The 7,839-nt window shown below is 67.0% G+C and carries 6 protein-coding genes and 2 rRNA genes; 1 reads left to right on the forward strand and 7 read right to left on the reverse strand.

What is annotated here, in order from left to right; all coding sequences use genetic code 11:
* The coding region (locus tag RIE08_13580; GenBank protein MEQ8718637.1) for a rhomboid family intramembrane serine protease at positions 1-956 on the forward strand (956 nt) is incomplete at its 5' end.
* Between the two features lie 30 nt (positions 957-986).
* Here the strand turns inward: RIE08_13580 and RIE08_13585 are convergent.
* From RIE08_13585 to RIE08_13615, 7 genes are all read right to left on the reverse strand, one after another.
* Positions 987-1,739: an HAD-IIA family hydrolase gene (locus RIE08_13585; GenBank protein ID MEQ8718638.1), complete on the reverse strand. Its 753-nt coding sequence runs from the start codon at positions 1,737-1,739 to the stop codon at positions 987-989.
* Positions 1,724-2,749, reverse strand: a complete 1,026-nt coding sequence (locus RIE08_13590) for a 2-oxoacid:ferredoxin oxidoreductase subunit beta (GenBank protein ID MEQ8718639.1) — start codon at positions 2,747-2,749, stop codon at positions 1,724-1,726. Before RIE08_13590 ends, RIE08_13585 begins: the two co-directional genes overlap by 16 nt.
* The gene (locus tag RIE08_13595) at positions 2,742-4,610 is read right to left on the reverse strand and encodes a 2-oxoacid:acceptor oxidoreductase subunit alpha (protein MEQ8718640.1); all 1,869 of its coding nucleotides are present in this window, start codon (positions 4,608-4,610) and stop codon (positions 2,742-2,744) included. The genes RIE08_13590 and RIE08_13595 overlap by 8 nt, the downstream gene beginning before the upstream one ends.
* Positions 4,611-4,763: 153 nt before the next feature.
* Complete coding sequence (locus tag RIE08_13600; GenBank protein MEQ8718641.1) at positions 4,764-5,816, reverse strand: class I fructose-bisphosphate aldolase; 1,053 nt, start codon at positions 5,814-5,816, stop codon at positions 4,764-4,766.
* Positions 5,817-5,887: 71 nt separating this feature from the next.
* Positions 5,888-7,024, reverse strand: a complete 1,137-nt coding sequence (locus RIE08_13605; protein ID MEQ8718642.1) for a hypothetical protein — start codon at positions 7,022-7,024, stop codon at positions 5,888-5,890.
* A gap of 73 nt (positions 7,025-7,097) precedes the next feature.
* Positions 7,098-7,214, reverse strand: a 5S ribosomal RNA gene (rrf, locus tag RIE08_13610).
* Positions 7,215-7,320: 106 nt separating this feature from the next.
* Positions 7,321-7,839: ribosomal RNA gene (locus tag RIE08_13615) — 23S ribosomal RNA — on the reverse strand; the annotation flags it as partial.

Here is a 7,839-nt window from a genome sequence, read left to right on the forward strand (position 1 = left end):
TCGACGGCGTAGGAACCACCGATTCTGTTGAGCCCCTGTCCCGCGCACAGGGACCCTCACCCCCTCAAGCGCTCACCCCCGCGAGAATCCGAAGCGCCGAGAATCCGACGTCACGCACGGCGTGGGTCACGATCCTGCTCCTCGCCGTCAACATCGGCGTGTGGTTGTTCGTCCAGCAGGGCCAGTCCGGCATCGAAGCCGCCGAGTTCAGCCTCGAGTACGCCGCCATCCCCTGTGAGGTCGTGGAGGGACGACCACTCACCACCGACGAGATCAACATCACCTACTCCGCCCGCGGCGACGACGAGGCGTGCGGTCTCGGCGGGCCCGACAGCCCTGCACCGTTCCCCGACAAGCGGATCTACCTCGCCGTGCTGTTCTCGATGTTCCTCCACGGAAGCTGGCTCCACATCGGCGGAAACATGCTGTTCCTCTGGATCTTCGGGAACAACATCGAGGACAGGATGGGCCCGGTGCGGTACCTGCTGTTCTACGCGATCGGCGGGCTCGCGGCGTTCGCTGCCCACGTCGTGCCCCAGACGGCATCCACCGTCCCGGTGATCGGCGCCTCCGGTGCCGTCGCCGCGGTCATGGGCGCCTACCTCGTCTGGTACCCGAACGCGCCCGTACGCACTCTCTTCATCGTCCTCCTGATCTGGATACGCGATGTCCGTGCGAAGTGGCTGCTCGCCGGGTGGTTCGTCCTCCAGTTCTTCACGGGCCAGGACTCGGGTATCGCCTGGCTCGCGCACGTCGGCGGCTTCGTCTTCGGCGCGGTGATCGCCCTCGCCGCCCGCGCGATGTCGGGGATGGCACGGGTGATGTTCGATGCCGATCACCGCCCCAGCGGGCGCTGGGATTCGACGGGCGGGATCGGACGCGGCCCCTACGACCGTGGCCGGCGGACGCTGTCCGACGACCCCGGGGACCGTCGCTTCGGCGGCCGCCGGTACTGACGTCCCTCACCGTCAGCCCGCACGGTCAGCTCACAGGGTGCGTGCGGCCTCGGCGAGATCAGCGAAGACGTGCGCCGGCTCCGGCTCGACGGGAAGGTCCTCGGGCGTGGTGACGCCCGACATCACGAGTACGAAGTCGTAGCCGAGTTCCCGGGCGAAGAGGCCGTCGGAATCCGCGCGGTCACCGACGACGACGCCGTCGTCCCCGAGGCGCTGCCGGACGAGATCGGCCACGGGCCGATTGGGCTTGCCCGCGAGGACCGGATCCACCTCGGCCGCGTAGGCGATCATCGCGACCAGCGCACCGCCCCCGGGCTGGAGCCCGTCGGGCGTCGGATAGGTCGGATCGTGGTTGGTCCCGATGAACCGGGCGCCGGCGCGCACCGCACGCATCGCCCGTCCCGCGTCGTCGTACGCGAAGTCCGGGTGGAGTCCGACGATCACCGCGTCGGCGTCACCGTCGTCGACCGGCGTCGCACCGTTCGCCTCGACGGCCTCTGCGATCCCATCGCCGCCGACGACGAGTACCCGTTCGCCCGGGTGGACCAACGAACCCGCCGCCATCGCGGAGGTGATGACCCGGCCGCCGGCTTCGATGCCCGCACGGCCCAGCTTCGCCTCCTGGTCGGCGACAGTGAGCCGGGACATGTTCGTGACGAACACGACGTCATCGCCACGTGCGACGAGTGCGGCTATTGCCTCTGCGGCACCGGGGATCGGACGGTCCCCGATCCACACGACGCCATCGAGGTCGATGACCCAGGCGCTCAGGTCACTTCCCACGTGGGTCGTGAGTGCAGGAGCGCGTGGAGATCGCCCGGACCCGAGGTCTCCTGGGCGTAAGCGAGCTGGCGGCTGACCTCGGTCGCGTACTCCGGCCGGTCGACGCTACGGAACACACCGACAGGTGTCGGCATGAACGGCCCGGACGCGATGCGCGACAGCGCGAAGGCCAGGCTCGGGTCCTCGCGGGTCTCGTCGTGGACGAGCAGATCGGACGCGTTGACGTCGGCGGTCTCGACGATCCGCAGACGTCCGTCCGCACCCATCGTGACGCCCTTCGCGCCATCGTCGAAGGTGATGGGTTCTCCGTGGGTGAGGTCGATCAACATCGAGGCCCGCTTGTCCTTCTTCGTGATGGCGCCGAAGGCACCGTCGTTGAAGACGTTGCAGTTCTGGTAGACCTCGACGAACGCGGCACCCTTGTGTTCCCAGGCCCGCCGGAAAGTCTCCATCATGTGCTTGCGGTCCATGTCATGGGTACGTGCGACGAACGTCGCCTCGGCGCCGAGCGCCACCGAGATGGGGTTGAACGGCTCGTCGATCGAACCGATGGGCGACGACTTCGTGATCTTGCCGATCTCGCTGGTCGGCGAATACTGGCCCTTCGTCAGGCCGTAGATCTGGTTGTTGAACAGCAGGATCTTCAGGTTCACGTTGCGCCGCAGGGCGTGGATGAGGTGGTTGCCGCCGATGGACAACATGTCCCCGTCACCGCCGACCACCCACACGTCGAGATCGGGGCGGGCGAGGGCGAGACCGGTCGCGATGGCGGGCGCACGCCCGTGGATCCCGTGCATCCCGTAGGTGTTCATGTAGTAGGGGAACCGCGCCGCGCAACCGATGCCCGAGATGAACACCGTGTCTTCTCGGCGCACACCCAGGTCGGGCATCATCATCTGCACGGCGGTCAGGATCGAGTAATCGCCGCAACCGGGGCACCACCGGACCTCCTGGTCCGAGGACCAGTCCGCCTTTGTGGTCTCGGGAACGTCGATGGTCGTGTCAGTCATCGAGGGCCTCCATGATCACGTTCTTGATCTCTCCTGCCGTGAAGGGCACCCCACGGACCTTGGTGATGGACTTGGCGTCGACGAGGTACTTCGCCCTCACGAGGTCGACGAGCTGTCCTGTGTTCATCTCCGGAACGAGCACGGTCTCGTAGCGCCTGAGGATCTCTCCCAGGTCGTTGGGGAACGGGTTGAGGTGCACGAGGTGGACGTGGTCTGCGCTGCGTCCCTCGGCGCGCAACCGGCGCAGCGCGCCCTTGCATGCACCCCAGGTCGAGCCCCAGCTGAGGACGAGGACGTCGGCAGGGCCCGCGGTGTCCACCTCGATGGGGTCGAGGTCTTCGGCGATGCGGTCCACCTTCGCCTGGCGGATCCGAGTCATCTCCTCGTGGTTGGCCGGGTCGTAGCTGATGTTTCCCGAACCGCTCTGCTTCTCCAGACCGCCGATGCGGTGCATCAACTCGGCGGTGCCGGGGATGGCCCATGGTCGGGCGAGGGTGTCGTCGTCACGCAGGTACGGCTCGAACACCGGGTTGCCGTCGTCGTCGGTGGCGTTCGTCTCGGTGGCGAACGTCGTGGAGATGTCGGGGAGGGAGTCCACGTCGGGGAGCTTCCAGGGCTCGGACCCGTTGGCGAGGTAGCCATCGGAGAGCAGGATGACCGGAGTGCGGTACTTGAGTGCGATGCGCACGGCCTCGATCGCAGCGTCGAAGCACTGGGAGGGCCGGTATGCAGCGACGATCGGCAACGGCGCATCGCCGTGGCGACCGTACATCGCCAACATCAGGTCCGAGGCCTCGGTCTTGGTGGGCAGACCCGTCGACGGGCCGCCACGCTGGATGTCGATGATCACGAGGGGCAGCTCGAGGCTGAGCGCCAGGCCGATCGCCTCGGACTTCAGCGCCACGCCCGGGCCACTCGTGGTGGTCAGGCCGATGTGTCCACCGAAGCTCGCGCCGATCGCCGAACACACCGCTGCGATCTCGTCCTCGGCCTGGAGGGTACGCACCCCGAAGTTCTTGCGGGCCGAGAGCTCGTGGAGGATGTCGGAGGCGGGCGTGATCGGGTAGGACCCCAGGAACAGCGGCAGCTTTGCCTGACGGCCGGCGGCGACGAGACCCCACGACAGCGCGGTGTTGCCGTCGATGTTCGTGTACGTCCCGGGGGCGTGGGGCGCCGCCCGGACCGCGTAGCGGGAGTCGAAGAGCTCGGCGGTCTCGCCGAAGGCGTGTCCGGCCTTGAACGCGGCGACGTTGGCCGCCGCGACGAGCTCACGGCTGCCGAACTTCTTGTCGATCCAGTCCATGGTGGGTTCGACTGGACGGTTGTAGAGCCACGAGACCAGTCCCAGCGCGAAGAAGTTCTTCGAACGTTCCGCATCACGGGGCTTGACCCCGAGGTCCTCACAGGCCCGCTTGGTGATCGAGGTCATCGGGACCGTGAACAACGTGTAGTTCGCGAGGCTCCCGTCGGTGAGCGGGTTCTCGTCGTATCCCGCCTTGGCCAGGTTGCGATCCTCGAACGCATCCTCGTTGGCGATGATCGTCCCGCCGATCTCGAGGCGGTGCAGCTCGCTCTTGAGCGCAGCCGGGTTCATCGCCACGAGCACGTTGGGTGCATCGCCGGGCGTCATGATGTCGTGGTCGGCGACCTGGATCTGGAACGCCGAGACCCCCAGGACGGTTCCCGCCGGAGCCCGGATCTCGGCCGGGAAGTCCGGCAGCGTGGCCAGGTCGTTGCCCAGCAGGGCGCTCGCGGACGAGAAGCGCTCCCCCGTCAGCTGCATCCCGTCGCCGGAATCGCCGGCGAAGCGGATGACGAGCGCGTCGAGTTCGCGCGTTTCGGGTGATGCGGTGTCGGTCACGGGATCCCCTTTGATACCTCGGTGACGCTTGGAGTCGGCAGACTTCGTTGCCGGGTCGGGTCGTCGGCGAGTGCCGAGGTTACCGCCCGGTGAGGTCGGTGAGCACGACCCTACCGGCAGTGTCGCAGTCGACGCTGTCGGAGGTCGCTCGACTCACGCAACGGTGATCGACTCGTCCAGGTAGACGTCTTGGATCGCGTTGAGCAGATCGACGCCCTCGCCGGTGGGCCGCTGGAAGGCCTTGCGCCCGCTGATCAGCCCCATGCCACCCGCGCGCTTGTTGACGACCGCGGTGGATACCGCCTCCGCGAGGTCCCCCGCGCCCGACGACGCGCCACCCGAGTTGATGAGACCGGCGCGACCCATGTAGCAGTTGGCGACCTGCCAGCGGCACAGGTCGATGGGGTGATCCGTCGTGAGCGTCGAGTAGACGAGGTCGTGGGTCCTTCCGAACCCGACGGCGCCGAAACCGCCGTTGTTCTCGGGCAGCTTCTGCTTGATGATGTCGGCCTCGATGGTCACGCCGAGATGGTTGGCCTGCCCGGTGAGGTCCGCTGCAGCGTGGTAGTCCACTCCGTCGGTCTTGAAGGCCTCGTTGCGGGTGTAGCACCACAGGACGGTGAACATCCCGAGCTCGTGCGCACGGGCGAACGCCTCGGCCACCTCGAGGATCTGACGGCGCGACTCGGAGGAACCGAAGTAGATGGTGGCGCCGATCCCGGCTGCACCGAGATCGTAGGCCTGGTCGACGCTGCCGTACATCGTCTGGTCGTACTGGGCCGGGTAGGAGAGCAACTCGTTGTGGTTGATCTTCACGATGAACGGGATGCGGTGCGCGTAGCGCCGCGAAACCGAAGCGAGGACCCCGAACGTCGACGCCACGGCATTGCAGCCACCCTCCACCGCCAACTCGACGATGTTCGCCGGGTCGAAGTAGCGCGGGTTCGGAGCGAACGACGCCGCGGCCGAATGCTCGATGCCCTGGTCCACGGGCAGGATCGACACGTAACCCGTGCCACCCAGACGTCCGTGGTCGAACAGCGACTGCAGGCTCCTCAGAACCTGCGGGCTGCGGTCGCTGTCGATGAACACCCGCTCGATGAAGTCCGGACCCGGCAGGTGGAGGTCCGCAGCCGGGATCGTCGCACACTCGTGTGACAGCAGGTCGTCGGCGTCGGCGCCGAGCAGGGACGTGACATCGGTCATCTGTGGTGACTCCTCTGAAGCGTCGTTGCCCTCACGATACGCGACCGTGCGCCCCGGCTCGTACCCCGGTCTCAGCCGAGGTTCTCGACTCGTGCCTTCACGTCGGCGAGATCCGGTGCCTGCGACGCCACCCATCCGAAGAGTTCGCGTGCTCGCGGCAGTTCACCGGAGCGCTCGTACAGGTCGGCGAGCGCATAGGCGCGCCGCAGGTGGTGCGGCTTGGGCCGCTTGGGGCGGTTCCACCCCTTCTCGAGAATCCGGATGCCCTTCGCGACGTCACCGCGATCAGCTGCGGCTCCCGCCGCGACGATCCGGCCCTCGGTCACGATCTCCGCCGACGGCGACGCGTCGCGCAGCTCGATCCACAGTTCGTCGACCCTGTCCCAGTTCTCCAGGGCCCGGTGGCAGTCCGCCAGGACCGGATGTTGATCGGGGTCGCCCGTGAGGCTCGCGAAGTCCTCGAGCTCGCCGACCGCCTCCTTCCACTTGCCGAGCCGGTAGTACGTCAGGCCCAGCAGTTCACGGATCTCGGGGACCTGCGGGGCGTCGCGCCGCAGGTCACGCAGGATCCGCTGGGCGTCACCGAAGCGCTCGGCCTCGAATGCACTCGCGGCACTCGACAGCCGGCTCTCGGCCTTCGGGGCGCTCTTGCCCAGTGCGGCGCGCAGAGTCGTCGCACTCTGCGGTGACAGCTTCGACGCCCTGCGCCGCGTTCGCTTCTTCTTCTCCGTTCCCGTCCCCGGTGCGCCGTCATCGGAACGCGCACGCGAGACGGCCCGACGGGCCTCGTCCTCGAGCCTTTCACGGCGCGCAGCCGCAGCCGCTCGTCGCTGAGCGCGGGCTTCGGCCTCTTCCGGTGTGTCCTCGCGGCGTCGGTCGTCACGTCCCCGGTCGTCACGTCGACCGTGGCTCTCCTCGACAGGGTCGTCCTGATCCGCACGCGCACGGGACGCACCCCGTCGGGCGAGCCCGCCCCACGCCTGAGTCCGCTCGTCGGCAACCTGCCCGGGCTTGCGGGGTCGGCGCCCATCGACTCTCGGAGCGCCCCGGCCCTTCGGAGCGCCACTGCCCCTGGCTCCGTCGCGGCCCTTGGCTCCGTCGCGGCCCTTGGCTCCGTCGCGGCCCTTCGGCCCACCCCGGCCCTTCGGCCCGCCCCGGCCACGGGCGGGACCCGGACCACCCCGTGATGATCGTCGATCCTCGGCCATGGGGCGAGCCTAGGGAACCCGAGGGGTGAAAACGCAGAAGAGGGCCCCCGAAGGGGCCCTCTTCCAATGAGAAATCCGGCGGCGACCTACTCTCCCGGGGCCTCTCGACCCGAGTACCATCGGCGCAGGTGGGCTTAACTACCGTGTTCGGTATGGGAACGGGTGTGACCCCACCGCTATGACCACCGAAAACTTGTGAGGGAGCACACGCCCCTCGAGAACTCCATAGCGAGTACGAGCGATCCGGTTCAATATCGAATCATGCTCATTCTTGAATTGGTCTCTGGTTAGAGAGTGAGACCAAGCCCTCGGCCGATTAGTACCGGTCGGCTGAACACGTCACCGTGCTTACACCTCCGGCCTATCAACGTGGTGGTCTTCCACGGGCCTTACCCGGTTAACCCGGTGGGAAATCTCATCTCGGAACGGGCTTCCCACTTAGATGCTTTCAGCGGTTATCCCTTCCGCAGGTCGCCAACCAGCCATGCCCTTGGCAGGACAACTGGCACACGAGAGCTGCGTCCATCCCGGTCCTCTCGTACTAGGGATAGCCTTCCTCAGATTTCCTACGGCTGCAGAGGATAGGGACCGAACTGTCTCACGACGTTCTAAACCCAGCTCGCGTACCGCTTTAATGGGCGAACAGCCCAACCCTTGGGACCTGCTTCAGCCCCAGGATGCGATGAGCCGACATCGAGGTGCCAAACCTTTCCGTCGATATGGACTCTTGGGAAAGATTAGCCTGTTATCCCCGGAGTACCTTTTATCCGTTGAGCGACCACGCTTCCACAAGCAATGGCCGGGTCACTATGCCC

Source organism: Acidimicrobiales bacterium, from assembly GCA_040219085.1.
Lineage (GTDB): Bacteria > Actinomycetota > Acidimicrobiia > Acidimicrobiales > JAVJTC01 > JAVJTC01.

Bases quoted from the DNA above. Each gene is read 5' to 3' on its own strand.
- RIE08_13590 (MEQ8718639.1), bottom strand. From the start codon at position 2,749: ATGACTGACACGACCATCGACGTTCCCGAGACCACAAAGGCGGACTGG.
- RIE08_13600 (MEQ8718641.1), bottom strand. From the start codon at position 5,816: ATGACCGATGTCACGTCCCTGCTCGGCGCCGACGCCGACGACCTGCTG.
- RIE08_13605 (MEQ8718642.1), bottom strand. From the start codon at position 7,024: ATGGCCGAGGATCGACGATCATCACGGGGTGGTCCGGGTCCCGCCCGT.